The 24488-nt window shown below is 62.3% G+C and carries 23 protein-coding genes, 3 tRNA genes and 1 pseudogene; 11 read left to right on the forward strand and 16 right to left on the reverse strand.

Annotation, left to right across the window (positions count from 1 at the left end; all coding sequences use genetic code 11):
• Positions 1 to 508: 508 nt before the first annotated feature.
• The gene (locus tag QOL62_RS02895; protein WP_283405120.1) at positions 509 to 1273 is read left to right on the forward strand and encodes a sensor histidine kinase; all 765 of its coding nucleotides are present in this window, start codon (positions 509 to 511) and stop codon (positions 1271 to 1273) included.
• 289 nt (positions 1274 to 1562) lie between these two features.
• Here the strand turns inward: QOL62_RS02895 and QOL62_RS02905 are convergent, their stop codons facing one another.
• The 5 genes and pseudogenes from QOL62_RS02905 to QOL62_RS02920 all read right to left on the reverse strand — a co-directional run.
• Complete coding sequence (locus tag QOL62_RS02905) at positions 1563 to 2600, reverse strand: DUF1254 domain-containing protein (RefSeq protein ID WP_283405121.1); 1038 nt, start codon at positions 2598 to 2600, stop codon at positions 1563 to 1565.
• A 118-nt stretch (positions 2601 to 2718) separates the two neighbouring features.
• A complete protein-coding gene (locus QOL62_RS19885) occupies positions 2719 to 3225 on the reverse strand; it encodes a DUF1214 domain-containing protein (RefSeq protein ID WP_379502238.1) in 507 nt (168 codons plus the stop codon).
• Positions 3126 to 3938: a DUF1254 domain-containing protein gene (locus QOL62_RS19890; protein WP_379511658.1), complete on the reverse strand. Its 813-nt coding sequence runs from the start codon at positions 3936 to 3938 to the stop codon at positions 3126 to 3128. The genes QOL62_RS19885 and QOL62_RS19890 overlap by 100 nt, the downstream gene beginning before the upstream one ends.
• A gap of 166 nt (positions 3939 to 4104) precedes the next feature.
• The gene (locus tag QOL62_RS02915; RefSeq protein ID WP_283405123.1) at positions 4105 to 4974 is read right to left on the reverse strand and encodes a hypothetical protein; all 870 of its coding nucleotides are present in this window, start codon (positions 4972 to 4974) and stop codon (positions 4105 to 4107) included.
• Between the two features lie 354 nt (positions 4975 to 5328).
• A pseudogene (locus tag QOL62_RS02920) lies at positions 5329 to 5514 on the reverse strand (hypothetical protein); the annotation flags it as partial.
• Between the two features lie 103 nt (positions 5515 to 5617).
• Here QOL62_RS02920 and QOL62_RS02925 point away from each other — a divergent pair.
• From QOL62_RS02925 to QOL62_RS02945, 5 genes are all read left to right on the forward strand, one after another.
• Complete coding sequence (locus tag QOL62_RS02925; protein ID WP_283405124.1) at positions 5618 to 5767, forward strand: hypothetical protein; 150 nt, start codon at positions 5618 to 5620, stop codon at positions 5765 to 5767.
• A 282-nt stretch (positions 5768 to 6049) separates the two neighbouring features.
• On the forward strand, positions 6050 to 7519 hold the full coding sequence (locus tag QOL62_RS02930; RefSeq protein WP_283405125.1) for an efflux transporter outer membrane subunit: 1470 nt from the start codon (positions 6050 to 6052) through the stop codon (positions 7517 to 7519).
• Positions 7516 to 8589: an HlyD family secretion protein gene (locus QOL62_RS02935; RefSeq protein ID WP_283405126.1), complete on the forward strand. Its 1074-nt coding sequence runs from the start codon at positions 7516 to 7518 to the stop codon at positions 8587 to 8589. The genes QOL62_RS02930 and QOL62_RS02935 overlap by 4 nt, the downstream gene beginning before the upstream one ends.
• 35 nt (positions 8590 to 8624) lie before the next feature.
• On the forward strand, positions 8625 to 11357 hold the full coding sequence (gene rbbA, locus QOL62_RS02940) for a ribosome-associated ATPase/putative transporter RbbA (protein ID WP_283405127.1): 2733 nt from the start codon (positions 8625 to 8627) through the stop codon (positions 11355 to 11357).
• Between the two features lie 3 nt (positions 11358 to 11360).
• Positions 11361 to 12485, forward strand: coding sequence for an ABC transporter permease (locus QOL62_RS02945; RefSeq protein WP_283405128.1), 1125 nt, complete (start codon positions 11361 to 11363; stop codon positions 12483 to 12485).
• Positions 12486 to 13246: 761 nt separating this feature from the next.
• Here the strand turns inward: QOL62_RS02945 and QOL62_RS02950 are convergent.
• The 4 genes from QOL62_RS02950 to QOL62_RS02965 form a co-directional block, all read right to left on the reverse strand.
• Positions 13247 to 13323: transfer RNA gene (locus QOL62_RS02950), tRNA-Pro, on the reverse strand.
• A gap of 44 nt (positions 13324 to 13367) precedes the next feature.
• Positions 13368 to 13443: transfer RNA gene (locus QOL62_RS02955), tRNA-Ile, on the reverse strand.
• A gap of 88 nt (positions 13444 to 13531) precedes the next feature.
• Positions 13532 to 14527, reverse strand: a complete 996-nt coding sequence (locus tag QOL62_RS02960; protein WP_283405129.1) for a polysaccharide deacetylase family protein — start codon at positions 14525 to 14527, stop codon at positions 13532 to 13534.
• A gap of 11 nt (positions 14528 to 14538) precedes the next feature.
• Positions 14539 to 16389, reverse strand: coding sequence for an ATP-binding protein (locus tag QOL62_RS02965; RefSeq protein ID WP_283405130.1), 1851 nt, complete (start codon positions 16387 to 16389; stop codon positions 14539 to 14541).
• A 252-nt stretch (positions 16390 to 16641) separates the two neighbouring features.
• Between QOL62_RS02965 and QOL62_RS02970 the strand changes: the two genes are divergently transcribed.
• A complete protein-coding gene (locus tag QOL62_RS02970) occupies positions 16642 to 17106 on the forward strand; it encodes an Lrp/AsnC family transcriptional regulator (protein WP_043975394.1) in 465 nt (154 codons plus the stop codon).
• Positions 17107 to 17120: 14 nt separating this feature from the next.
• Positions 17121 to 17612, forward strand: coding sequence for a hypothetical protein (locus tag QOL62_RS02975; protein ID WP_283405131.1), 492 nt, complete (start codon positions 17121 to 17123; stop codon positions 17610 to 17612).
• An 11-nt stretch (positions 17613 to 17623) separates the two neighbouring features.
• On the opposite strand, the gene aroQ is transcribed toward QOL62_RS02975, so the two are convergent.
• The 5 genes from aroQ to QOL62_RS03000 form a co-directional block, all read right to left on the reverse strand.
• Complete coding sequence (aroQ, locus tag QOL62_RS02980) at positions 17624 to 18061, reverse strand: type II 3-dehydroquinate dehydratase (RefSeq protein ID WP_103728862.1); 438 nt, start codon at positions 18059 to 18061, stop codon at positions 17624 to 17626.
• Between the two features lie 99 nt (positions 18062 to 18160).
• Entirely contained in the window at positions 18161 to 18523 is a 363-nt protein-coding gene (locus QOL62_RS02985; protein WP_283405132.1) for a hypothetical protein, read from the reverse strand.
• 34 nt (positions 18524 to 18557) lie between these two features.
• Positions 18558 to 19172 (reverse strand): holin family protein, encoded by a 615-nt coding sequence (locus tag QOL62_RS02990; protein ID WP_283405133.1) that lies wholly within the window; start codon positions 19170 to 19172, stop codon positions 18558 to 18560.
• Positions 19173 to 19197: 25 nt separating this feature from the next.
• Positions 19198 to 19274 (reverse strand) — tRNA-Pro (locus tag QOL62_RS02995).
• 166 nt (positions 19275 to 19440) lie between these two features.
• Positions 19441 to 19644: a hypothetical protein gene (locus QOL62_RS03000; protein WP_283405480.1), complete on the reverse strand. Its 204-nt coding sequence runs from the start codon at positions 19642 to 19644 to the stop codon at positions 19441 to 19443.
• On the opposite strand from QOL62_RS03000, the gene yajC reads away from it, so the two are divergent.
• Genes yajC through secF form a run of 3 tightly spaced genes read left to right on the forward strand, consistent with a single transcriptional unit; the run spans position 19556 to position 22537 of the window.
• The gene (gene yajC, locus QOL62_RS03005; RefSeq protein ID WP_103728865.1) at positions 19556 to 19891 is read left to right on the forward strand and encodes a preprotein translocase subunit YajC; all 336 of its coding nucleotides are present in this window, start codon (positions 19556 to 19558) and stop codon (positions 19889 to 19891) included. The two genes, QOL62_RS03000 and yajC, sit on opposite strands and share 89 nt — an antisense overlap.
• A gap of 30 nt (positions 19892 to 19921) precedes the next feature.
• Positions 19922 to 21532, forward strand: a complete 1611-nt coding sequence (gene secD, locus QOL62_RS03010) for a protein translocase subunit SecD (RefSeq protein ID WP_283405134.1) — start codon at positions 19922 to 19924, stop codon at positions 21530 to 21532.
• A gap of 15 nt (positions 21533 to 21547) precedes the next feature.
• Positions 21548 to 22537 (forward strand): protein translocase subunit SecF, encoded by a 990-nt coding sequence (gene secF, locus QOL62_RS03015; RefSeq protein WP_283405135.1) that lies wholly within the window; start codon positions 21548 to 21550, stop codon positions 22535 to 22537.
• An 89-nt stretch (positions 22538 to 22626) separates the two neighbouring features.
• Here secF and rsmA read toward each other — a convergent pair whose 3' ends face one another.
• Positions 22627 to 23454 (reverse strand): 16S rRNA (adenine(1518)-N(6)/adenine(1519)-N(6))-dimethyltransferase RsmA, encoded by an 828-nt coding sequence (rsmA, locus tag QOL62_RS03020; protein WP_283405136.1) that lies wholly within the window; start codon positions 23452 to 23454, stop codon positions 22627 to 22629.
• Positions 23451 to 24479, reverse strand: coding sequence for a 4-hydroxythreonine-4-phosphate dehydrogenase PdxA (gene pdxA / locus QOL62_RS03025; protein ID WP_283405137.1), 1029 nt, complete (start codon positions 24477 to 24479; stop codon positions 23451 to 23453). Before pdxA ends, rsmA begins: the two co-directional genes overlap by 4 nt.
• Positions 24480 to 24488: the final 9 nt, after the last annotated feature.

Below are 24488 nucleotides of genomic sequence, written 5' to 3' on the forward strand. Positions count from 1 at the left end.
CTGCGCCTCGGTGAAACGGCTCTTCCTCATGCGTCTGCTCCTTCCTCGTGGGCAGACTCTACATCAGAATGAGGGACCTTTCGGGGGGCAGGTCAGAAGCTATCCGCCTCTGCTGATCAACTCTCCCATTAGAGGAAGCGTTTGAAGATGAGCGCGATGGTAGCGAGACCAGTCTGTGCCGGGCAGCATAATGGTAAATGAGGATTAACGTTGTTATCGCCCTTATTGTGCATTATCTTGAAACAAATGTTGTGCCTATTATGCGGAAAATGCAGTAAGCAAGAAATAAAGTGTTACATTCATCGTGGCCTGAACTTGCTTCTGATTTTTTGTCAAGTGTCCAGTCATCTAGATTGAGGTTGCACCTCTTCCGCCAAGCTTAGCTTTTGGCAAAAATACGGGTTTGCACTTAGGGGATATTCATTTATATTGTTAATGGTAGGATTGTCCGGCCTAAAAGGGTCCGCCTGGCGGCAGGAACCATGAGGAAGGCAGATTTTTCATGCCTATGAGAGAATTGTTACGGCTCGTTGAAAACTTATCTAACGATATATGTGCTAGTGCTTTTTCTCCCGAGGACTGTTCAGCGGAGAGCTTTCGGCTCGCAATACTACGTGCCCGTGATGATGAAGCGCGAAGGATTGCGCGCGATCTTCATGACGTCATCTCCCAGCTCCTATTCATTCTCGAATGTGATCTGAAAACCATGCGAGAGGGAGCGGAGGAAGCCAACGAGGCCGCTCACGAAAGCGCAAGGCAGATAGTGGCTGCGCTTCAACGGCAGGTCCGCTCATTCAGCTACCTTCTTCACCCTCCAGAACTGGAAAGGCTTGGGCTTCCGCTTGCTCTCAATGCTCTCGCAACCGGGATGTCGGCACGTACCGGAATCGACATTACCTTCGTGAGCGATCAATACGAAGGTAGTGAATGCAGGGAGGCAGAACTCGCGATCTTCCGTGTAGCCCAGGCAGCATTGATGAATGTTTTCAAACATAGCCAAGCCTGTTGTGCGGACCTGCGGCTTACATCGCGCCGCAACTGGATCGTTTTACGTGTTCGGGACGATGGGTGCGGCATGCAAGCGAGTGCCCCCGCTCGGATTCGAAAGCCGGAGGCAGGTGTCGGGCTAGCAGGTATGAACGCTCGGATGGAGGGATTATCAGGTCGCTTCTCCATCCGCCGAAGACCGGAGGGAACCGTGCTAACCGCCATCGTTCCGCGCCAGAGCGTTTCTGCGATAGAACCAGCGCTGATCAGCAAACGCCAGGGTTAGGACTTGCGGATTATAGCCGGAAGAGGACTGTCGCGGCGGAAGCGAGTGCGGAGACGAAAAACGGTGCAGCACCGGACGTAGCGTACCGCGACCCCGCGCCGCCGCTCCTACAGACGGCTGATCAGGATCTCGTACGGTTGCGGTTTGTATCGCCTCTTGTCGTATGTGACAGGCAAGGAACGTGATTTCCGGCTCGGAGCGCAAGGCTGGATACGCTTTTGCAAAGGGGGCTGAGCCTAGAACTTGTCGGCTAGGAAAAGCGGAACTCAAGGTATGCCTCGCATCGCGATCAGTTCATAGGTTGAGCCTCTGGGAACTTCCATTGGCCGCTCAAGATCTCGGCGCGTGGCCGATAGAGACGTACCATGTAGTTCCAGCCTTTGGTGGTTGGCAGGCAGTTCGGGATCTTGCCGTCGCACCCCCCAAACTGCACCGTGATCGTTCCGTTGCTGCTCTTCTTCGCTGTTATGTTATTGAGCGCGTAGGCATTCAGGGCATTCTTCTCGTAATATCCCTCAGCGTTGTAGACACTGATCGACCAGAAGCCATCGACTGGAACGGAACCGACATTGAGCCTGTAGACCGTCGTGCCATCGTTTCTGGCTGGCGTGACGTTGAGGTACATCGCCTCTTTATCCGGGTTGCCGCCCCAGGCGGACGCCGCGCCGATCAGGCGCCGTACGGGATCGACCTGCTCCTTGGTCCCGAACATGCGATTTGCGTCGGGCAATGTCGAGGCCAGCACGAGCAAGGCGTCGCGCACCTTCTTCTGGCTGGCCTGATCCCATGTGGGTGCTTCAAATTTCCCGGGTGCCCTTTGCGACACCTTGATCGCGTCCTGCAGCGCGTGAACCTGCTGCACATCCTTAGGGTCGGATGGATCGACCAGCGTGCGGACGGCCACGACGACGTAACGCGTGCCGATCCGCTCCTTTGTCAGGGTGCGCACGCCGCCGCCGTAGCTGACCTGCGGTGTGTACTGGTCCTCGTCGATGACCTGCATCGAGAGGAAGCGCTTGCCCACTTCCGGGACGGTGATCGTCACAGGGCCGGCATCAAGGTCGAAAACCGCCGCCGAATACAGTGTGTCGCGGTTGAGCCGGATGACCGTCTGGTTGTCGATCCCAGCGGGCTCGCGTCGGTGAACGAACTTGCCCAACCCGCCATCCTTGACGATGTTGCTGAAGTAGAGATCAGTCTCTGCCCTTACGAAGTTGTCGGGAGTGACCGGGACAGCGCCTTGATGTTCGGAGTTTGCCGGCTGAGCGGCGGCTTGCGCAGCAAAAAGGGACAGGATTGCGACCTGTAAGCCGTTGACCGTCTTCATGGGGAAGTACCTCCAGATGAATGCTTCGGCAGGGCAGGGGCTAAGTGCCTGAGCGAGGGCTGCCGGTCACTCCATTGTTACCGGACAAAGGAAACACGATCGGGCTTCGATCCGGCGGTTAAAGTGGCCTGGGCGGGGGTAGCTGCCACTTGCCGGAGATAAGATCCGGACCAGGGCCGTAGACCCGAACAACCAGACTGTACTTGCCCGCAGGCGTCGGAAGCCAGTTGCTCTCCTTGGAACGACCCGGTGATTCATGCGACAGATAGATCGTCAGTCCGCCATCCGGATCGTAGACAAGTCCCTTGGTCCGGTCCCCGATCGAGTAACGCTTGATCGGGTTGGCATAGAGGAAGCGATCAGGCAGCGTGTAGAGCGTCGCCGACCAGAAGAACTTCGCCTGCGGCAGTTCGGACTTGCTGAAATGAAGCACCGAGGGCTTGGTCCCATCGCCGACAAAGCCACCATACCAAGCTTCCTCAAGCGAGTTGCCATAGAGGCCCTTGGCCGCTCCTGCATCCCGCGTCAGATAATCCGTGCCGAGCTGGGCCCTTGAGCCGAAGAGTCCGTTCGAACTGTAGGTGGTTGCCAGCTTTTCCGCGATCGCCTTTTTCCCGTCGGCCACGCCGGCGTCGATGGCGGCAAGCTGCTGGGCATCAAATTGCGTCGGGTTCCACGGTTTTCCCGGCTCGATACCGATGCGCCTGAAGCTCTCGCGCAGAGCGGCCTCTTCCTTGATGGGAGGCTCGGCGAACTGAAGAAAGAAGTTGAGATAGGTGATGAAATCCCGCGACTCCGCCTTCGCCTTGCTATACTCGGGGAGGAGATCGGCGCCGCTGGCTTGGGCGCCTTGGTGCCAAGGAACTGATGCAGGGGCTGAAGCTTGTACTTGGCCTGAATTGCCTTCACGTTGGCAACATCTTCGGGTCCCGCTAGAGACGTCCTCGTCAGCGTTCCTACGATGTCCGTCTCGGATTTGAGCACCGCCGTGATGCCTTCGGGCGTCCCGCCATTCCATTGGGGCCCGGCGATCAGATAGCTGCCGGCCTTGTTCCCCGTAGCCCGAACGCCGACATAGCCGAAATTCTGTGTGAACAGGTCGATCCACTGCATCACGTAGTAGCGGTCTTTCGGCACCTCCGGCACGCTGACGACCCATGGCTCCGCGCGCAGGTCGAGCCATGGCCAGGAATAGGGGGTGTCGTTGTTTGGAGTGACAATATCCTTGTTCTCGGGCGTATAGACCTCGGAGTAATGCCTGAACTTGCCGAAACCGCCCACATAAGTGGGCGAGTTCGGGTCCACGGCCTGGCCGCGCCAGGTCTGATAGCTTTCCATGGGAGCATAAGCGTAGATGTACGCCTGCTTCGCGATGGCCCGTGCTTCCGTAGGAGTGACCGGCGGCGCGGCAAAGGCGCTCGAAGTTGTCATCATCAACGCGGCTGCCATCGAAAGCTGGTGAGTCTCTCGCATTGCACACTCCCTTTTGAAGTTTGCTGAGAGGTCATCGGTTGAGCGCAAATTGCAGGTTGATCCCGGCGAGGATCTGCCACTTCGGCATACCGATCCCGTTGCTCCACACGGTATACTGGGGCTCGATGAAGGCGTTGACCGTCGTTACCTCGCTTGCCTGCCAGACCTTCCCGAAGCCAAAGCCCACCGGCACGTAGTCGTTCGCCCGTTCCAAATCGAAGCTCCACGTCCCGGAGGAACGCAGGTAGAAAGCGTCGGGCAGGTTGTAGATCACCAGCGGTTGGAAGGTCATCGACTGGGCGGTCGGCCGATCGTCATCGCCCGCGAACGAGTGCTGATAGGTCGCTACGGCCCCCATAAGGCCCCACTTGCGTGGGAATATGGCAACCGCTGACACGCCGGCCTGCCACTTGCCGGCACCCAGGTCATCCCGGGCGGTCGGAAGCACCAGGACCGGGCCGACCACGAACTCGGCCGTCTTCGTGCTGAACGGCATGGCGACCAGGTCGATGAGGGTGAGGTCGCCCACTCCCGTTTTCGAGCCCCCCGGGAAGGTGGGTGTCGTCACCACTGGCAGGGTATAGCGAAACAGCTGCCCGACACCGAAAGTCTTGTGAGGGATGACTCCGCGGAAAAGGAAGGAGTTCGCCTCGCGGTCCGGAACGCCTTCCAGCTGCGGTATGTAGTATTCGTGGAAGTTAAGCGTGATCTTCGGCGTCAGCGGATTGTTCGCCGCGTTCGGGTCAGCGGCTGGCGCCGGGGTCGCTGCATCGGCCGGCGATGCCGACTGGCCGGCGGCCGGAGCCGCGGCTTGGCTGGTGGTGTCCTGATCGGCGAATTCCTGGGACTGGCCCGGCGCTGCCGACAGGCCCAGCCCGAAGGTGCTGCACGACCAAAACATGAGGCGGAAAAACCGCGAAGAGCATGACCCGTACATGGAATATGTTCTAAACATTGAAATAACACGCAGGTATCGGGGTTTTCCCCGAATAATGCGAACGTAACCCTTATTCTTTCTGCACGGGCACAGAATGAAGATTGTGCAAGAAGGAAATCGTTAATCGTCGGCGTCGCGGACGAAGGACGGTCAATGCGGCAGTTTGCAAGCCCTTACAGTGGGTTTAGCACTTATGTTCAACAGAGTTCTGGCGAAGATATCGCCGGGGCTGTCTGTTCAAGGAGACTGTTGTGAACGCTGCTCCAAATCGGCAGCGGATATCAAACTACGACTGATAATGTCGGCTATCGCCTCCGGACGGGCTGCCATGGGTTGGATGCTCTTGCGATCACCGGGCCCGATCAGACCCGCGATATAGGCACGCCACATCAGCCGCCGCGTCTTGTTGCCCGGTGTCTCCAGATAAAGCTCAAGCCACCGTTCCAGATCGCGCTGCCAGCCCTCTTCATCGTCAGCCTCCGTCAAAGCTGGCTCTCCATGAATCACGCAATCAGCGCCATGGGAATTCCCAAAAAACAAAGTTCTGCGAAGTAGTGCTAGGCCGTAAATTCATAAACACGGAGCCGAGAGGACCTGCCGGGAAGGCGTGGCGGAGATCGAACCCGATACGATGTGCACCATGGCACGCGCCCTCATCGGAGGCATCAGTGAGCGGTGCTTCGGCCGGATCATCGACATATTGTCCATCAAGGGACAAAAGGGCCAGGTAGCCGTTTCCTATATCGCGAACGGCTGAAGGCTTCCTTCGAATGGCCGTGTCCTCCCGATAAACCCCGATGTCCCGGCGGTGCATGGGAAAATACAATATGGTCTGTCTCCGTCCTCAAAGGAACAAACCCATGACCACTCCAACCGATCAGATCATCGCGCTCACCAAGGCCAATCGACAATCGGCGCTGAAGCCAGCCCTGAACCCGGCACCTGCGACGCCGCTTAAAGGCGCATAAGGCGCAACTTTGAGGAAAGCCGACCTGTCGGATCGGCCTTCTCAGGCACTACCAGCGAGAACGGCGGGGGCATGACCGATCGCGAGCCCTATAGGATCAGACGCAAGAGGGGCGCTCTTGCGAGCACGACCGCCATGCTGCCGGTGTGTCTTGCCGCATGTTCGTTTGCGCCCCAGCATGTGCGTCCCGCACAGCCGGTGCCTCAAAGCTATGCGCAGGCAGAGGCTACCGGTCCTTCCATCGCACACGTTGGCTGGCACGACTTCTTCCGCGAGGAGCATTTGCGCACGCTGATAGCCACCGCTCTAGAGAATAATCGCGACATCCGCATTGCCACCGCCCGGGTCGCCGAGGCGCGGGCTACATGGCGTATCGAGGGATCGGCGCTCTATCCCGAGCTCGAAGCGGTAGCTTCGGGCACCCGGGCCCGATCGATCATCAACCTGCCGGGCGCGGGCACGCAGAGCTACGATATCAAGCAGGTCACGGCGCAGTTGAGCGCCGGCTGGGAAATCGACTTCTGGGGCCGGCTGCGCAACTTCAACGACGCGGCCCGGAATCAGTATCTCGCGACGGAGGAGGCCAGGCGTTCGGTCGCGACGGATCTCATCGCACAGGTCGCGAACGGCTATCTGCTTGAGCGCGAATACGAGGAACGTGTGGCGCTCGCCGCCCGCACGATCTCCACGCGCCAGCAAGCTCTGCGAATCCTGCGTCGACGTTATGAGGTGGGTTCAGGTTCCAAGCTGGAGATGGCCGAGGCGCAAATGCTGCTTGGGCAGGCACAGACAACGCTTGAAGCGCTCGAGCAGGACCGCGCCGTCAACCGAAATGCGCTGGCGCTGCTGGTGGGCCAACCGATCGACATACCGGTGGGGCCGCTAGGACTTGCGGAGACGGCGCCCGACATCGTCCTGCCGGCCGGCTTACCATCGGAACTGCTCGCCAACCGCGCCGATATCATGGCTGCCGAATATCGGCTGCGCGCCGCCGATGCGAATATCGGCGCCGCGCGGGCCGCTTTCTTTCCAAACATCACGCTGACCGGCGCGTTTGGAACCAGCAGCGACGACCTTGATGGCTTGTTCGGAAACGGGAGCCGCTCCTGGAGCTTCGCGCCCACGATCAGCCTGCCGCTGTTCAACGCCGGGCGTCTTGCCGCCAATCTCGACCTGGCGAAGGCGCGCCAGGTGGAAGCCGTGGCGGATTATGAAAGGTCGGTGCAGGCGGCGTTCCGCGATGTCTCGGATGCGCTGGTCCGCCGCCGGCAACTGGCACGACAGATCGAAACGACACGTACCGTGCTCGACGCGCTACGTGAGCGCGCGCGCCTGGCGCAGTTGCGCTTCGATAACGGCCGATCGGCCTATCTTGAGGTGCTCGATGCGCAGCGTGATCTGTTCGACACCGAACAGGGGCTTGTCCAGCTACGCCGCGCCCATCTGGCGAGCGGCGTCGCGCTCTACGCTGCGTTGGGCGGCGGACTCGTCAATTCCGCATTCGATACCAATACAGCGAACACCGGGGGACAGGCACGATGAAGCTGCCGCAGAACAAATGGATTATCCGAGGCGGCGTGGCCGTGGCTGTCGTCACGGTAATCCTGCTGCTGTGGCTACTGCTGAGGCCCCGTGATCTTCCCGAAGGCATTGTTGGCGGGAACGGTCGCATCGAGGCGGTGGAGATCGACGTCTCGGCCAGATCATCCGGGCGCATCCGCGACATCGTGGCCGACGAAGGCGATTTCGTGAAAGCCGGCCAAGTTGTCGCGCACATGGATACCGACGTGCTTGCCGCCCAAAAGAGGGAGGCGCAGGCGCAGCTGGCTCAGGCGCAAAACGCGATCTCCATCGCGCAGAGCCAGGTCGCCCAGCAGCAGAGCAACCGCGCGGCAGCTCTCGCAGCGGTGCGGCAGCGCGAGGCCGAGCTCAATGCCGCGCGCAAGCGGCTGCGACGGTCCGAGACGCTGGCGCTCGAAGGGGCGACTGCGGTTCAGGAACGCGACGACGATCAGGGGCAGGTCGAGGGCGCGAGCGCGGCGGTCGAAGCGGCCAAGGCGCAGCTTGCCGCCGTTGATGCGGCAATCGGGACGGCGCGTAGCCAGGTCATCGGCGCACGATCGAACGTCGATGCCGCGAAGGCCACCATAGAGCGGATCGAAGCGGACCTGCGTGACAGCGACCTGCGCGCACCGACAGCGGGACGGATCCAATACAGAGTGGCTCAACCGGGCGAAGTGGTGGCGGGCGGCGGCCGGGTGCTCAATCTTGTCAATCTGGGCGACGTTTATATGACCTTCTTCCTGCCCGAAACGGTGGCGGGCAAGGTGGCGCTGGGGTCGGAAGTCCGGATCGTGCTCGACGCGGCGCCCGACTTCGTCATACCTGCCAGGGTCTCATTCGTCGCGGACGTGGCCCAGTTCACGCCCAAGACTGTGGAGACGGAGAGCGAACGGCAGAAACTCATGTTCCGCGTCAAGGCGCAGATCGATCGCAGGCTCCTGGAACGGCATGTCACTCAGGTAAAGACCGGCCTTCCCGGCATGGCCTATGTGCGCATCGATCGGAATATCGCATGGCCTGAGAAGCTCGCGATCCGGAACGGTCGGTGACCAGTCGGGTGGCGGAAAGCTCAGCCTGGTCGGACATGCCTGCTGCTATACGGCTGACGGGCGTCAGCATCCGTTACGGCGACACGCTGGCGCTTGACGCGATCGACCTGGAAATCCCCGCCGGTAAGATGGTCGCGCTCGTCGGCCCGGACGGCGTGGGCAAGTCGACGCTGTTCTCACTGATCTCCGGAGCACGCAGAATTCAGGACGGGACAATCGAGGTCCTGGGTGGGAGCATGGCCGAGCGTGCGCATCGCGATGCCATCTGCCCGCGCATCGCCTATATGCCGCAGGGCCTGGGCAAGAACCTCTATCCCACGCTCACGATCGACGAAAATCTCGAGTTCTTCGGTCAGCTGTTCGGCCAGGGAGCCGGTGAGCGGGAGCGGCGTATCGCCGAGCTTACGCAGAGCACGGGTCTGGCGCCGTTCCGCCAGCGGCAGGCCGGCAAGCTCTCCGGGGGCATGAAGCAGAAGCTCGGTCTGTGCTGCGCTCTCATCCACGATCCGGACTTCCTGCTGCTCGACGAACCCACCACGGGGGTCGATCCCCTGTCTCGCGCACAGTTCTGGGACCTGATCGATCGGATCAGGGCCGACCGTCCGCAGATGAGCGTGCTGGTGGCAACCGCCTATATGGAGGAGGCGGCCCGGTTCGACTGGCTGGTCGCGATGGACGCGGGGCGAATCCTCGCCACCGGCACGCCATCGGATTTTTACGAGCGGTCGGGCACGAAGACGCTGGAGCAGGCGTTCATAGCCCTGCTGCCCGAGGAGCGCCGCCGCGGCCATAAGCCGGTGACGATCCCGCCACGATCGGCGGACGGCGATGATATCGTGATCGAGGCGAAGGGCCTCACTATGCGCTTCGGCGACTTCACCGCTGTGGATCATGTCGATTTCCGTATCGCGCGCGGGGAGATTTTCGGCTTCCTCGGCTCCAATGGCTGCGGCAAGTCGACGACGATGAAGATGTTGACCGGCCTCTTGAAGGCAAGCGAGGGGCAGGCGTGGCTGTTCGGGCGCGAGGTCGAGAATGACGACATGGTCACCCGCCAACGGGTCGGTTACATGTCCCAGGCCTTCTCGCTCTATTCCGAACTGACGGTCCGGCAAAATCTTGAGCTTCATGCGCAGCTCTTCCATGTCCCGGCCGGCGACATTTCGGGCCGCATCGACGAGATGGCGGAGCGTTTCGGCCTCCGGGACATCATGGAGGCGCTGCCCGACGCCCTGCCGCTCGGTCAGCGCCAGCGCCTCAGCCTCGCGGTCGCGATGGTCCACAAACCTGAGATGCTGATCCTCGACGAGCCGACCTCCGGCGTCGATCCGATCGCACGGGACCAGTTCTGGCAGATGATGATCGACCTCTCCCGTAACGACAGGGTGACGATCTTCATCTCGACCCACTTCATGAACGAGGCGGAGCGCTGCGACCGCATCTCGCTCATGCACGCCGGCAAGGTGCTGGTGAGCGACACTCCAGCAGCGATCGAGGAGAAGCGCGGCAGCGCCACCCTGGAAGAGGCGTTCATCGCCTATCTTGAAGAGGCATCGGGCACGGATGGCCAGGCGGGCGCCTCCGCGAGACCCGTCGAGCCGAACAGCGGCGAGGCGGATGAGCAGGGCTCCTCCTCGCCCTTCTTCAGCCGTCGCAGGGTTATGAGTTATGCGCGGCGCGAGGCGCTCGAGCTCCGGCGCGACCCCATCCGGGCGACGCTGGCGCTGCTCGGCAGCGTTCTCCTGATGTTCATCATGGGCTATGGCATCAGCATGGATGTCGAGGACCTGCCGTTCGCCGTCCTCGATCGCGACGCCACCACCACCAGCCAGAATTACGCGCTCAATCTCGCCGGCTCCCGCTATTTCATCGAGCGTCCGCAAGTTACCGACTATGCCGACCTCGATCGCCGAATGCGCTCGGGCGAGCTCAGTCTGGCTATCGAGATCCCGCCCAACTTCGCGCGCAATGTCCGGCGGGCCGATCCGGTCGTAATCGGTGTCTGGATCGATGGCGCAATGCCGCAAAGAGCCGAGACCGTGCAGGGCTATGTTCAGGCGATGCACGCACATTGGCTAAGCGAAATGGCTTTGCAGGAGTCGGGCACGCGGCTCGCCAGCGGTCTCATCGATATCGAGACGCGCTATCGCTACAATCCCGACGTGAAGAGCCTGGTGGCGATCGCCCCGGCAGTCATCCCCATGCTCCTGCTGCTGTTTCCCGCAATCCTGACCGCGCTCAGTGTCGTGCGGGAGAAGGAACTGGGCTCAATCATCAACTTCTATGTGACGCCAATCAGCCGATTCGAGTTTCTGCTCGGCAAACAGCTCCCCTATGTCGTCCTCGCCATGTCGAACTATGTGCTGCTGGTATTCCTCGCAGTGGCGATCTTCCGCGTCCCCATTACCGGTAATATCCTGGCGATGACGCTGGGAGCCTTTCTCTACACGCTTTCGGCGACCGCTATCGGCCTGCTATTCTCGATTTTCATGCGCAGCCAGATCGCGGCCTTGTTCGCCACCGCGATCGGCACGATCCTGCCCGCTGTCCAGTTCTCCGGACTCATCAACCCCGTCTCGTCGCTCGAAGGAGTGGGAGCGGTCGTCGGTGCCATATTTCCCGCCAGCCATTTCGTCACGATCTGCCGTGGCGTCTTCTCGAAAGGGTTGGGCTTTGGAGACCTCGTACAACCGCTTCTGGCGCTCACCATCGCTTTTCCGGTGATCCTGGCGGCATGCGTCCTGTTGCTGAAGAAGCAGGAGAGCTGAGCCATGAGCCATGTCTCCAACATCTACCGGCTCGGCATCAAGGAACTGCGCAGCCTGTGGCGAGATCCAATGATGCTGGTGCTGATCGTCTATGCCTTCTCCTTTGGCATCTACGTTGCCGCGACGGCAATGCCCGAGACCCTGCACAAGGCTCCGATCGCGATCGTCGACGAGGATCAGTCGCCTCTTTCGACGCGCATCATCGGCGCGTTTTACCCGCCGCATTTCACCGCGCCCTCGCTGATCGGCCTGCGAGAGGTGGACAAGGGCCTGGACGCCGGCCGCTTCACTTTCGCGCTCGACATCCCGCCCGACTTCCAGCGCGACGTGATGGCCGGCCGCCAGCCTGCGGTCCAGCTCAACATCGACGCTACCCGCATGAGCCAGGCCTTCATTGGCGGCGGCTATATCCAGCAGATCGTGCAAGGCGAGGTTTCCGAGTTCATGAAAGGCACGCGAGCTTCGACGGCACCGCCGGTCGATCTCGCCTTGCGTGCCCGCTTCAATCCCACGCTTGCTCAGAGCTGGTTCGGATCGGTCATGGAGATCATCAACAATGTGACGTTGCTCTCCATCGTGCTCACCGGTGCCGCGCTGATCCGCGAGCGTGAGCATGGCACGATCGAGCATCTCCTGGTCATGCCGGTGACGCCGTTCGAGATCATGGCGAGCAAGGTCTGGGCGATGGGTCTCGTGGTGCTCCTAGCCTGCGCCTTCGCATTGATCGTCGTCATCCAGGGGATCCTCAAGGTGCCGATCGACGGGTCGGTGTCCCTGTTCCTGTTGGGTGCGGGACTCCACCTGTTCGCGACGACCTCCATCGGCATCTTCATGGGCACGATCGCGCGCTCCATGCCGCAGTTCGGCCTGCTGCTGATGCTCATCCTGCTGCCGCTCCAAATGCTTTCGGGGGGCTCGACGCCGCGCGAAAGCATGCCCGAATTCGTCCAGTGGATCATGCTGCTCGCACCCACGACCCATTTCGTGAAGATGGCACAGGCCGTCCTCTATCGCGGAGCCGGCTTCGACGTGGTTTGGCCTCAATTCATGGCGCTCATCGCCATTGGCGCTGCATTCTTTGGCATCGCGCTTGCGCGGTTTCGCAGGACGATCGGGACGATGGCATGACGCGGCAGATCCTGCAGATCCTGCAGAAGAAGGTGGATCACAAATCCAACCGCCCTGATGCTGGCGGACTCAACCACCGTCCTCTTTGCGCTGGTGGCAATCGTGGGTCAGCTTTATATTCGGCGGGCTATTCCTTGCAATGTTCGCCTTCCGGCTAAGGCGAGGACGAGATCCATTGGAAGCGGAGGTGTAAGGAGCGTCGCACTGAGCTCGGCAAAGTCCGAGATGCCGGCTTTTCGTTGTCAAGCCGAGTAGCGTGACACAACAATTAACACGAGGATCGACCCATGGCATGGTTGGCGAGATTGCTTCTGCTGGTTCCGGCGATCGTGGCCGGTTGGTTCGTATCGCGTGAAGATCCGCGATATTGGGTTATCGCTATGGTGGTCGCATTGGTCTTCCTGGCGTTGACGTGTGTGGCGGCGATCTATGCTCCCCGTCTCTCGATCGTTCCACGGCGGCACGGCAAGCGCCGCGGGGCAGGAACTCGCACGAGAGGGCGATGACAGCGGCATCTTGCAGGAGGTTGCACGCCTCCCTCACGTCTCCACAGGTGCGCGCACGCTACGGCCGCTCACACATTGGCGGAACGAATCGGCTTGGATGAGGAACTATGCTGGATCGTTTGTGTGGATCTACGTTGCTAAGCGTGTGTGGTTTCGCACACGCTACTGCTCCGTCGCGCCCCATCGTTAGCTTCGGGGGCACCGGTTGCTACAGCATACATCCTAAGCCGTTTTAAACGAAGAATTTTTGGAAAATGGTCGGGGAGACAGGATTCGAACCTGCGACATCCTGCTCCCAAAGCAGGCGCGCTACCGGGCTGCGCCACTCCCCGACCTGGGGTGTCGATGTCCGGCATCACGAGATGCCGTTCGGCGTTGGTGGGCCCGGCAGGATTCGAACCCGCGACCTAGCCGTTATGAGCGGCCAGCTCTAACCGCTGAGCTACAGGCCCCGCCTTGCCGTTCCGGCTCCATCGACGAAGCCGGCCTGAAGCGCGTTAGCTTGGCTTTATGAATCAGGCAAGCGGCCTTCTGACGGTTTTACACCGCCTCCAGGATTTCCTTCGCAGTGGTCGGCTTCACACCGCGCATCATCAGGTGCGTGAAAAGCCTGCTCCACCAGGCATAGAGAGTGTCCAAATCGGCTGCGCTGCGCACGTAGGGTGTGTGGCCTGGTGCCAGCGAGGGGCTGTGGAAGGAGAAGACGAGAACGGGCAACCCTTCGTCGAGGGCGATGTCGACGCCGCGCAGGGCTTCTTCGGCGGTGACGCCTTCCGGGGTCAGCGGTATGCGTTCAAGCAGCCCGGCTCGTGCGAGGGCACCACGGAGCGAAGGCGCACGCCACAGGTGAGGATAGAGAATGTTGCCGATCTGGCGCAGCGGTCCCCAGTACACCGTGGTCAGGGGCAGTTCGAGCAGCCGGCGTGCCGGATCAGCCCAATAGGGGTGAACGGGGTGCTCTCGAAAGTTGGGGCCGCCTCCACCGCTGTAGTCGAACCGGGCCCGCACCGACGTGTCGATCCGAATGCCGCATTCGAGAAGGATTTCGGCCGTCTTCGGGCCAAGACCGTAGCGGCCGGCGCGGTAGGTCTGCGGTGCGACTTCGAAGACCTCCTCCAGCCGATCCCGAAGCGTCAGAAGCTTTTCCCGTTCCAGCGCGAAGGGCAGGTTGCCGGCGTAGCTGTTTCGCTCGTTCACCTCCTCGCGAAAAGGCGGGCTGACCCAGGGATGGAGCTGCACACCGATTTCCGCCGCGCCCCGTGCCACCGCGTCGCCGAGTGCATCGCGGGCGAGCGGCGAAACGGCGACCGGCCAGTCGATCAGGTACGTCGGAACGACCCCAAAGCCCTCGCAGAACTGCTGGAAGTGGCGAAGTGCCGGCACCGTGGCGGTGCCATGCGTCGTCCGGTCCAGCGGTGAGGACCAGTCGAATTCCTCTTCCGTGTCCACCGTGACGATGAAGCGTTGTCCGAAGCCTTGATCAAAGGTCGCAAAGGCCTGCCGGGACGGCGGCAACAGCAGATTGGGGGTGGGCAACTGGTTTCCGTTCAGGAGCGGTGCGAAGACATGGCCGGGCCGTCCGGGGCATCGGCAGCGAGCGCGGGTAGCGAGAGCCGCAGGACGTCACCCACGCGATGAAGACTACCGCCCGCAGCGGTCGCTTCGGCCGTGGCAAGGCGCAGGGTGAAGCCGATGCCGAACATGCCTGCAGCCAGAGATTGTTCCCGGTCGCCGGCGATCGCATCGAAAAGCGCGTCGGGCTCCCTCTCCACAAGTGCGGCGGGCAGGGCGATGGACAGTTCGACGGCTTCCGGACGCACGAGCCATCCGATCCTCAGCATTTCGCCCGGAGCGGCCGAGCCTGCAAGCGCGGCGAGCAGGCGCCAGATCAGGCGCTCGGCCTCGACCTTTGCCAAGCGGACGGGGAGGCGGGTGGCCGCAAGATCCGCAGCAAGAGAGAAGCCACTGTTTCGCGGCTCCGTCCAGGCCCGCAGCTGGACAATCGTCTGGGCGAGGACATGGGCAAGGTCGCACTTGCCAGCCTCCATCGCCTGAACCCCCGATTCGAGCTTCACCAGCCGGTCAAGCTCCTCGAACCCGGCGAGGATATGCGCGCAATCGCCCGCGATCGCGGCAGCAAGAGCCCGATATTCATGAGGGGCGGGCCCATAGAGCTGCTGCTGGATGATCTCGGCGGCGACCTGGATCGCGTTTGCGGGCGTCCGCAGTTCGTGAAGCACCTCCCGCATGCGCTCGGCTTCCGCATGGGGGCCGGACCGTCCTGCCGTTTCAGCCGCGGAGGCTGGCCGACGAAGGCGGCCGCAGTACCCTTCGAAGCGGCCATGGCGGAAACGTGCCACGGCATCCACGCGCCACGGACCGCTCACGGCCGGAGCACCAGTGACGACGATATGGGCGCCCTGGATCGCAAAACGCTGCCGTAGGCTGTGAGCAAGATCGCTGACGCAATCGGCTTCCTCGGCAGCCAACGCCAGGTCAAGCCCGGTCACGGAGGGCGCGTGAGGGCCATCCGCCCAGTCGATTCTGCCTTCGACATCCGTTGTGAAGTCGATTGCGCTGGCCGTGCGTTGAGCGGGCGCGGAAGCGCTTTCCGGGCCGATGCCCGTAAGGTCCGCCGGCGCCTGGGCCAGCGCCTTTTTCTCCCGGGCCTTGCGGAACTCCTCGATCCTGCGGACGATGGCCCCGATGCCCTCGCGTGGGCTGGCGGCCGGATCGGCCGCGACCTTGTGCTGAAGTTCCTTTTGCTGCTGCACCGCCCGGGCTCGCGCCCAGTCGCTCAACGAGGTGGGCGGTGGCGGCTGATCGTCGAACTCCAGCAGCTTCATCACATCGGCCGAGATATCCTGATCGGCGGCGATGTCTCCTGTCGGGAGCCTGGGGCCGGGTTGTACGCTCTCGGGGATCGGGTCTTCTGGCAGGGGCTCGGCGGAAGGCGCCGCCGGCAATCCCCGGTCATGCACGCCAAGCTGCTCAAGCAGGTGATCGACGCCTGCGGGAAGATCACGCCGGTGGCGCAGAATGCCACGTGCCCGGACAGGCAGGCGCGGCACGAGCGCCAGCCACTCTTCATCTCTCAGTCTTGCGGACGCAATTGCCGCGCTGGCGACGTCGGGTTCGGCCTCGGCCAGCCAGCCGAGAAGGCGCGCGTTCGAAAGCGGTTGCAGCGGATGGCGCAGCAGCCGCGCCCGCTCACCAGCGGGGAGACGACGGGCCAGCCGCTCAAGCTGCGCGAAGGCCGCTTCCACCGTTTCGCTCCTGCCGGCGCGGTCCGGCGCGCTCCCGAGTATATCGACGAGTTGCCGAAACTGGATCCGCGCCATGCCCTCTCCCGAGGAGGGCAGGCGCAGGACAGTGGCAAGGCGATCGTCGAAGTGCATTCCAACTCCAGGAGTGCGACCGTTGGCCGCGCCGATTCGGGTGACAGGCTCGTTCTATGGACCGTTTAGGTTTACGATAAGGAAACCGCCGGGAAGAACTTTGTAGCAGCGCCGCTTTTAGACGAAAGAGTGCGTTTTGCGGCGTTGCAAACTGGCACGATTACGCTATGGCATAATTATATTACGGCGTTCTAGCTTTTTTGAAGTGTATGTTGCTATGGGGCACGGAAGACGTCTGCCCGGGGAAAGCAAATGATCAATCTTGATGAAATCGACCGCCGCTTGCTTGCGGAACTGCAGGCGGAAGGCCGGATCACCAATGTCGAACTTGCGCAGCGCGTGGGCCTCACCGCGCCGCCGTGCTTGCGCCGCGTGCGCAGCCTGGAGGAAGCCGGCGTCATCCAGGGGTATCACGCTGACCTGGATGCATCAAAGCTCGGTTTCACCATCACGGTCTTCGCTCTTGTCAGCCTCAAGAGCCAGGCGGAGGAATCCCTGCGCGCCTTCGAAGACCACATGAAGGGGCTCCCGGAAGTCCGGGAATGCCACATGCTGAATGGCGAAATCGACTTCATCCTCAAAATCGTCAGCCGCGACCTGCAGAGCTTTCAGGAATTCCTGACGAGCAAGCTGACGCCCGCCCCGAACGTGGACAGCGTCAAGACCTCGCTCACCATTCGCACCGCGAAGAACATTCCGGGTGTTCCGCTGGGCTGAGGCCGAATTCTGAGATGAACGTTCGATCACGACGCACCCTGCTGCTCGCTGTCGTGGCGTTGCTGTTGCTGGGGGCCAACATCTGGTGGCTGACACGGCGAGCCGGGGATACGGAGCCTGCTTTCGTGCTTGGCGGCAGTTCCACCGCCATCACCGTCGACAGTTCTGAGCTTGGCAGCCTTCCAATGTTCGAGGGGAAAAGCGGCTGGACTGTGCAGGGGCGCCCGCTGTCGTCCCTGCGGGGCTATGTGCGTCAGCCTGATGACCCGCAGTCGAAGACAGGGGGAGCGTCACAGCCTTACGTGCTTGTAGCGCTGCCTGCCAGGGCGGATGCTGAAACGATGCAGGCGATGCTGCTCTCGCTCGTCCGGGAGGACCTGTGCGCCGTCGCTGTCGTGCAGATGGACGAGAAGCGTGCCACTGGGACCTCGTTGAAGGCGTTTGTTCAGCGCATCGTTCTTGTGCGCGATGAGGACGGCGGCCGGCAGAGCTGCCGCGCCGCCTGATACCGATATCGTCAGAGCCGTGCGGCCGCTTCGAGCGCCAGCACGTAGCTTTGGGCGCCGAATCCCGCGACGGTTCCCTTCGCGGCTTGACCCACCCAGGAAGTGTGGCGGAATTCCTCGCGAGTATGAGGGTTTGAAAGGTGTACCTCGATCACGGGCACCGAAATCGACCGGATCGCATCGAGCAGCGCGATCGACGTGTGCGTATAGGCTCCGGCGTTGAGCAGAACGGCTTGGGCTCCACTGTCTTCGGCTTCGTGCAACCAGTCTACGAGCGCTCCCTCGTGATTGGACTGGTGCATGACCACCGAGATCCCCAGTTCACGTCCCCGGTCCGTGAGGAGAGCGGCGATGTCGTCCAGGCTCTGCGAGCCGTAGATCGAGGGCTCGCGCTTGCCCAGCCGGTTGAGGTTAGGGCCGTTCAGCACGTAGACGAGCTTTTCCGCCATTTCTCTTGATAACTCCGCTGCTCAAAGGGGGCGAAGACTCCGCTTTAGCGGAGGCACCCACAGGCGCAACCTGCGGTCAGCGCAGAGCAGCCTTTGGCATTATCCGACCGGCGGTATACCGGGGTCCGGTGCAGGAGCATTGCCGGGCAGGGGTGGTGGCGGCGGCGCGCCATCCGGCGCCATGGGGAACCGCGGCTGCTCCTTGATGTCCTCGTCTCGCGTGGTCTCCGCACCTTCGGCCTGTTCGCCCGCCCCTGCATAGAAGCGCGCCAGATCGGCCTCCCGCTTCGCCTTGGCCTCGGCCTTGAGGCGGGCGGCCTCCTGTGCCGCCTGCTCCTCCGACGGGGCTGTGCTCTCGAGAGCCTCGGGTGAACCTGATTGTCCGCAGGCAGCAAGGGCCGGAACAAGAGCAAGGGACAGAAGAGCTGCGCGCACGGCGTAGGAAGGAGCGGAACGGGCCATGGGCATCACGTAGCAGAAAAAGTTAGCGTTTCGTTCAACGGTCCGAGCCCTTGCCTTTCCCCCACTGGCGCATAGCCGAATAGCCGAGGTAACCCGTGCCAAACAGTACGTACAGCGGTTCAGGAAGCCCGGCGAGATAGCTGTTCATACCATCACCGATCGCCTTCGCGAGCGTGGGGTCGAACGCTGAAATCAGCCCCATCGGCAGAGCCCACAGGATCACGATGTACATGACGTAGAGAAAGGTCGGCCGCGCCCGGCTGGTCCACGGGTCCGCACTGCTGCCTTCGGCAATGATGGCCGAGACGCTGGATTCCACCCGTGCGATTTCCTGCAGGCTTTCGAGTTTGAGAAGCTCCAGCTTCGCCCGATCACGCGCCTCGGTGTCGGGAACGACCCTGTCGATGATGCGGACGAGGGGTGCGAACAACGATTCGGGCAGCGCCATGACAAGTCCTCGCTGGAAGGTAGACTTGCCGATCTTTAACCGATCTGGTTCGTGTAGGAAAACGGAAAAGGCTTTCCGCTGCTCTTCCAGCTTCAGCACGGTGCGCCAGGAGAGACCGTGCCGCGGCGACCAGCCGAGGGTGGCGACAGTCAAAGCAAGGAAGGCCCGGTCTGAAGAAACAAAAACAGCCGTCTGTTGCACAAGGCAGCAAACGGCTGTTTTTGATTGGTCGGGACGAGAGGATTCGAACCTCCGACCCCCACACCCCCAGTGTGATGCGCTACCAGGCTGCGCTACGTCCCGACCGGAGCGCGGCCTATAGGCAGGTCCGTCGGGATGCGCAAGCGTCTCTGTAACAGTTTTTCGTCGCAGCCCGCGCTCGCTTGAACCTTAAAGGTCAGGACCTATCTGCCTCACGCGGGCGAGGGGTGTGCGAAGGCGTTCGCGTTGCCACCGCTCGCCTTTATTGCTAACCGCCCGCATCCGACTGCACGTTGGGGCGGATATTCTCCACCACGCGTGCAGGAATCGACCGCTGTACGAATCGCCGGTCGATCCGCGACACGAGAAGGCCCATCATTTCCATGCAGACCTCGATCCTTGCCCAACTTGCCGCAGCCGCTCCTGCCGGTGCTCCACCGGCCTGGATCACGTATATGCCATTCGTGGCCATGGCGCTGATCTTCTGGTTTCTCATCCTGCGTCCGCAGATGAAGCAGCAGAAGGAACACAAGGCGAAACTTTCCGGTCTCAAGAAGGGCGACGAAGTGCTGACCGGCGGCGGCTTCATTGGCCGGATCGTGAAAGTGGATGACACTTACGCCGAGGTTGAGCTTGCGCAGGGTCTCAAGGTCAAGGCGCTCAAGTCGACCATCGTCGATGTGATTCCGCCTGCCGGCGCAAAGCCCGCGAACGATTGAGCGGACGCTTCTTGGGGAAAGCGATAGGCGATGCTTGAATTTTCCATCTGGAAGAAGGTCTGGTACTGGGGGGTGGCGCTGGTGCTCTGCCTTCTTGCGGTACCGACGCTGCTTTCCTTTACCACCGTTCACCTGCCGGAAGGCGTACCCGCTCCGAAGGTCAACCTCGGTCTGGACCTGGCGGGCGGTTCGCGCCTTCTGCTTGAGGCCGACCGCAACCAGGTCATCCAGCAACGCCTGGAAGGCATGGAGGAATCGGTCCGTACCAAGCTCAACCAGGCTCAGCCGCGCATCGCCATCGGCGACGTGTCCAGCCGCGGCGGACGTCTTACATTCACGGTACGCGATGCCGCGCAGGTGGATGCCGCGCGCGAAGCCTTGCTGCCGCTGACCAATGGCGCCGGTCTTTCCGGACAGCGCGACTGGGACATCCAGGTCGTGAACGGCAACCAGTTCGTGCTGGCGCCCACGGCGGCCGGCATCGATCTGGAAGTCAGCAACGCCATGGAAACCGCGGTCGAGGTCGTGCGCAAGCGCATCGACGCGCTGGGGACCAAGGAGCCCGACATTCGTCGCCTCGGTGGAACCCGCATCGACGTCCAGGTTCCGGGGCTTCAGGATCCCGCCGCGCTGAAGGCGCTGCTCGGCCAGACGGCCAAGCTCGAATTCAAGATGGTCGACGAAACAGCCTCGCCGGCTGACCTGGCACAAGGCGTCGTGCCGCCCGGTTCCGAAGTGGTACCCTACGCCGATGCTGCCGACGCCGCTGGCGGTGCTCCCGTGATCGCCGTGAAGCGTCTGGGCGGGATCAAGGGCGATCAGCTCACCAATGCCAAGCAGAGCTTCGAGCAGCAGACCAACCAGCCGGTCGTCGATATCACGTTCAACCAGCAGGGCGGCGAACGCTTCGCTCAGCTGACGAGTCAAAATGTCGGCAAGCGCTTTGCCATCATCCTCGACGGCAAGGTGCTCTCGGCGCCTGCGATCAATGAACCGATCCTCGGCGGCAGCGCTCAAATTTCCGGCAGCTTCACGACCAAGTCGGCGACCCAGCTGGCGATCGCCCTTCGTTCGGGCGCTCTCCCCGTCGATCTCAAGGTCGTCGAGGAACGCACCGTCGGGCCCGATCTCGGTGCTGAAGCCATCGACAAGGGCGCCATCGCCATGGCCGTGGGCACGATCGCACTGATGCTCTTCATCGTGCTGACCTACGGCCGTTTCGGTATCTATGCCTGCGTCGCGCTGGTGCTGAACGTGCTCATGATCCTTGGTGTCATGGCTCTTTTCGGAACGACCCTGACGCTGCCAGGCATTGCTGGCTTCGTCTTGACCATCGGCGCCACCGTCGATGCGAACGTGCTCATCAACGAGCGCATCCGCGAAGAACTGGCGAGGGGGCGGCGCGTCGTCCAGTCGGTGGAACTGGGTTACCGCGAAGCAAGCCGCGCCATCTTCGATGCGAACATCACCAACTCCATCGCGGCGGTTCTGATGTTTGCCTTCGGCTCTGGCCCGGTTCGCGGTTTCGCCGTCGTGCTGATGATCGGCATCGCCACCTCGGTGTTCACGGCCGTGACTCTCACCCGCATGTGGATCGCCGGCTGGTTGCGCAAGGCGCGGCCTGCGACCCTCAATCTGTAAGCTCGGACAAAGATCATGAAGCTCCTGAAGCTTATTCCTGACAACACGAACATCCGCTTCCTCAAGTGGCAGTGGCCGTTCTTCATCAGCAACATCGCGCTGATGCTGGCGTCCGTCGTGTTGCTGTTCACGCACGGGCTCAACCTGGGCGTGGATTTCGTCGGCGGCCAGATGATCCGGGTCACGTTCGAGCGCAGCGCCACCGCGCCTGTCCAGCAGCTGGAGAACGCGGTCGGCAAGCTCGGCTACGGCGAGCCGGTCGTGCAGACTTTCGGCAAGCCCAACGAGATCTCGCTGCGCATGAAGCTGCCCGAAGGCACGGAGGCCCAGCCGCAGCTGGCCGATGCCATGGCGCGCAAGATCACCGAATCCATCAAGCAGAGCTTTCCCGACGCCCGCATCGACGGTGTTGATTCGGTGTCCGGCAAGGTTTCGGGTGAGTTGTTCAAGACCGGCATGATTGCGCTCGGTCTGGCGATGATCGGCATCTCGATCTACATCTGGGTCCGCTTCGAATGGCAGTTCGGCGTCGGTGCCCTGTTCGCCCTTCTTCAGGACATTCTCCTGACGGTGGGGATGTTCTCCTGGACGCAGATGGAGTTCGACCTCAACATCGTCGCCGCTCTGCTGACGTTGCTCGGCTATTCGCTGAACGACAAGATCGTGGTCTACGATCGTATCCGTGAAAACCTGAAGAAGCACCGCCGAATGCCGATGGCCGAACTTCTCGACCTGTCAGTGAACGAGACGCTTTCGCGTACCGTGGTGACGTCGCTCTCGATGCTCATCACCTTGCTCGCGCTGCTCCTTCTCGGGCCGGACGTGATCTTCGGGTTCACCGCTGCCATCACGCTGGGTATCTTCATCGGCACCTACAGCTCGATCTTCATGTCGGCGCCGATCCTGATTTGGCTGGGCGTGAAGTCGGACAGCTTCGTAACGACGGAGTCCGCCATCGACCGACAGGAGCGCCTCGCGCGCGAGCAGGGCTCGCCGCAGGTCTGATCACCGGAGCCTGGCAGGAAAAAAGCCCGTTCCGCCAATGCGGGACGGGCTTTTTCGTGTGCAGCCTTGTTTGAGCTGGCGGCCGGTATTCAGATAGCGGGCGTCAGAACCCGGGCGACGCTGACAAACTCCGCAACCGTCAGAGTCTCAGCGCGGCGTTGCGGATCTATCCCCAGCGCCTCCAGAGCGGCCAGAGCGCCGGGTACGCCCTTCAGGCTCTGGCGCAGCATCTTGCGGCGCTGCCCGAAGGCCGCTTCGGTCACGCGCTCCAGCACCCGCATGGAAACACCCGGGGGCGCGGCGCCGGGCACGACATGCACGATCGCCGACATGATCTTCGGCGGCGGCGTGAACGCGCTCCGGTGCACCTTCATCGCCAGCTTCGATCGGGATCGCCACTGGGCCAGCACCGCCAGACGGCCATAGGCGGACGTATCAGGCTCCGCGACGATGCGACGGGCGACCTCTTCCTGGAACATCAGCGTCAGCGATGCCCATTGCGGCGGCCAGGTCTCTCCGGACAGCCAGCCGGTAAATAGCGCCGTACCCACGTTGTAAGGCAGGTTCGCGACGATGTGGTAAGGCCCCGCAAACAGGCTCTTCGGGCTGATCTTGAGAGCATCCCCCTCGATCACCTTCAGCTTGCCCGGATAGGCGGCTTCCACCTCAGCCAGCGCCGGCAGGCAGCGCCGGTCCATCTCGATGCCCGTGACGTTAGCCCCGGCGCGCAGGAGCGCGCGCGTCAGGCCGCCGGGGCCGGGGCCGATTTCCAGAACGTCACGGCCTTCGAGTGAGCCCGGGATGGCGGCTATGCGGTCAAGAAGCTGTTCGTCGAAAAGGAAGTTCTGGCCGAGGGCCTTGGACGCCGAAAGCCCATGGCGAGCGATGACTTCACGAAGGGGGGGGAGGGAGGTCATCTTCTTCTCGCGGCGCATTCGCCGGCCATTCTCAGCGCCGCAATCATGGCGCCGGCGTTGGCCAGCCCCTTGCCAGCGATGCCGAAGGCCGTTCCATGGTCAGGGGAGGTGCGGACGATCGGCAGGCCCAGCGTGACATTCACACCCTGGTCGAAGTCGAGCGTCTTGATGGGGACGAGTGCCTGATCGTGGTACATGCAGAGCGCCACGTCGTATGCGGCGCGCGCGTGAGGCGTGAACAGGGCGTCGGCTGGGTGGGGGCCCGTCACGTCCAGACCTTCGGCGGCCAGCGCCTGGATGGCCGGTAGGATTATGTCGCGGTCCTCCGTCCCCATGCGGCCGTCTTCGCCGGCATGAGGGTTGAGGCCGGTGATGGCGATGCGGGGGTTCGGCAGGCCGAAATCGCGGGAGAGCGCACGGGCAACAATGCGCGCCTTCCCCTCGATGAGCTGTCGGGTGATCAGCCGGGGAACTTCGGCCAGAGCTTCGTGGACAGTGAGAGGCACCGTTCGCAGCGAAGGGCCGGCCAGCATCATCACCGCGGCATCATGGGGAAGGCCGGAAGCGTCCGCCAGAAACTCCGTCTGACCGGGCTGCGAGAAGCCGACCATGGCCAGCCGCGACTTCGCAATAGGCCCCGTGACCACCGCGCCCGCCCTGCCGGAAAGCGTCAGTTCCGTTGCACGGGTGAGGGAGTGCAGCGCGAGCCTTGCGCCGTCCAGCGTCGGCTGCCCGGGAGAAGCACCGCAATCCTCTTCCCCGAGCACAGGCAGGCCTGCAGCGAAAGCGTCCGCAGCCTCCGCAGGATCGCCGATGCGGATGATGGGAAGGCTGATTCCGCGCGTCCGGGCCGCGCTTTGCAGAACATCGGCGCCGCCAACCACAACGAACGGGGGAAGAGCGCTTTCCTCTCGCCGGGCCCAGCTTTCAGCGATCACTTCCGGAGCGATGCCGGCAGGGTCGCCAAGGGAGACGGCAAGCGGCAGGTCGGCCTGCGGGGCAGCCCCAGCCTTGCCAGGGTTCATGTCAGCTGC

The sequence above is a fragment of the Novosphingobium panipatense genome, from assembly GCF_900182875.1.
GTDB classification, from domain to species: Bacteria; Pseudomonadota; Alphaproteobacteria; order Sphingomonadales; family Sphingomonadaceae; genus Novosphingobium; species Novosphingobium panipatense.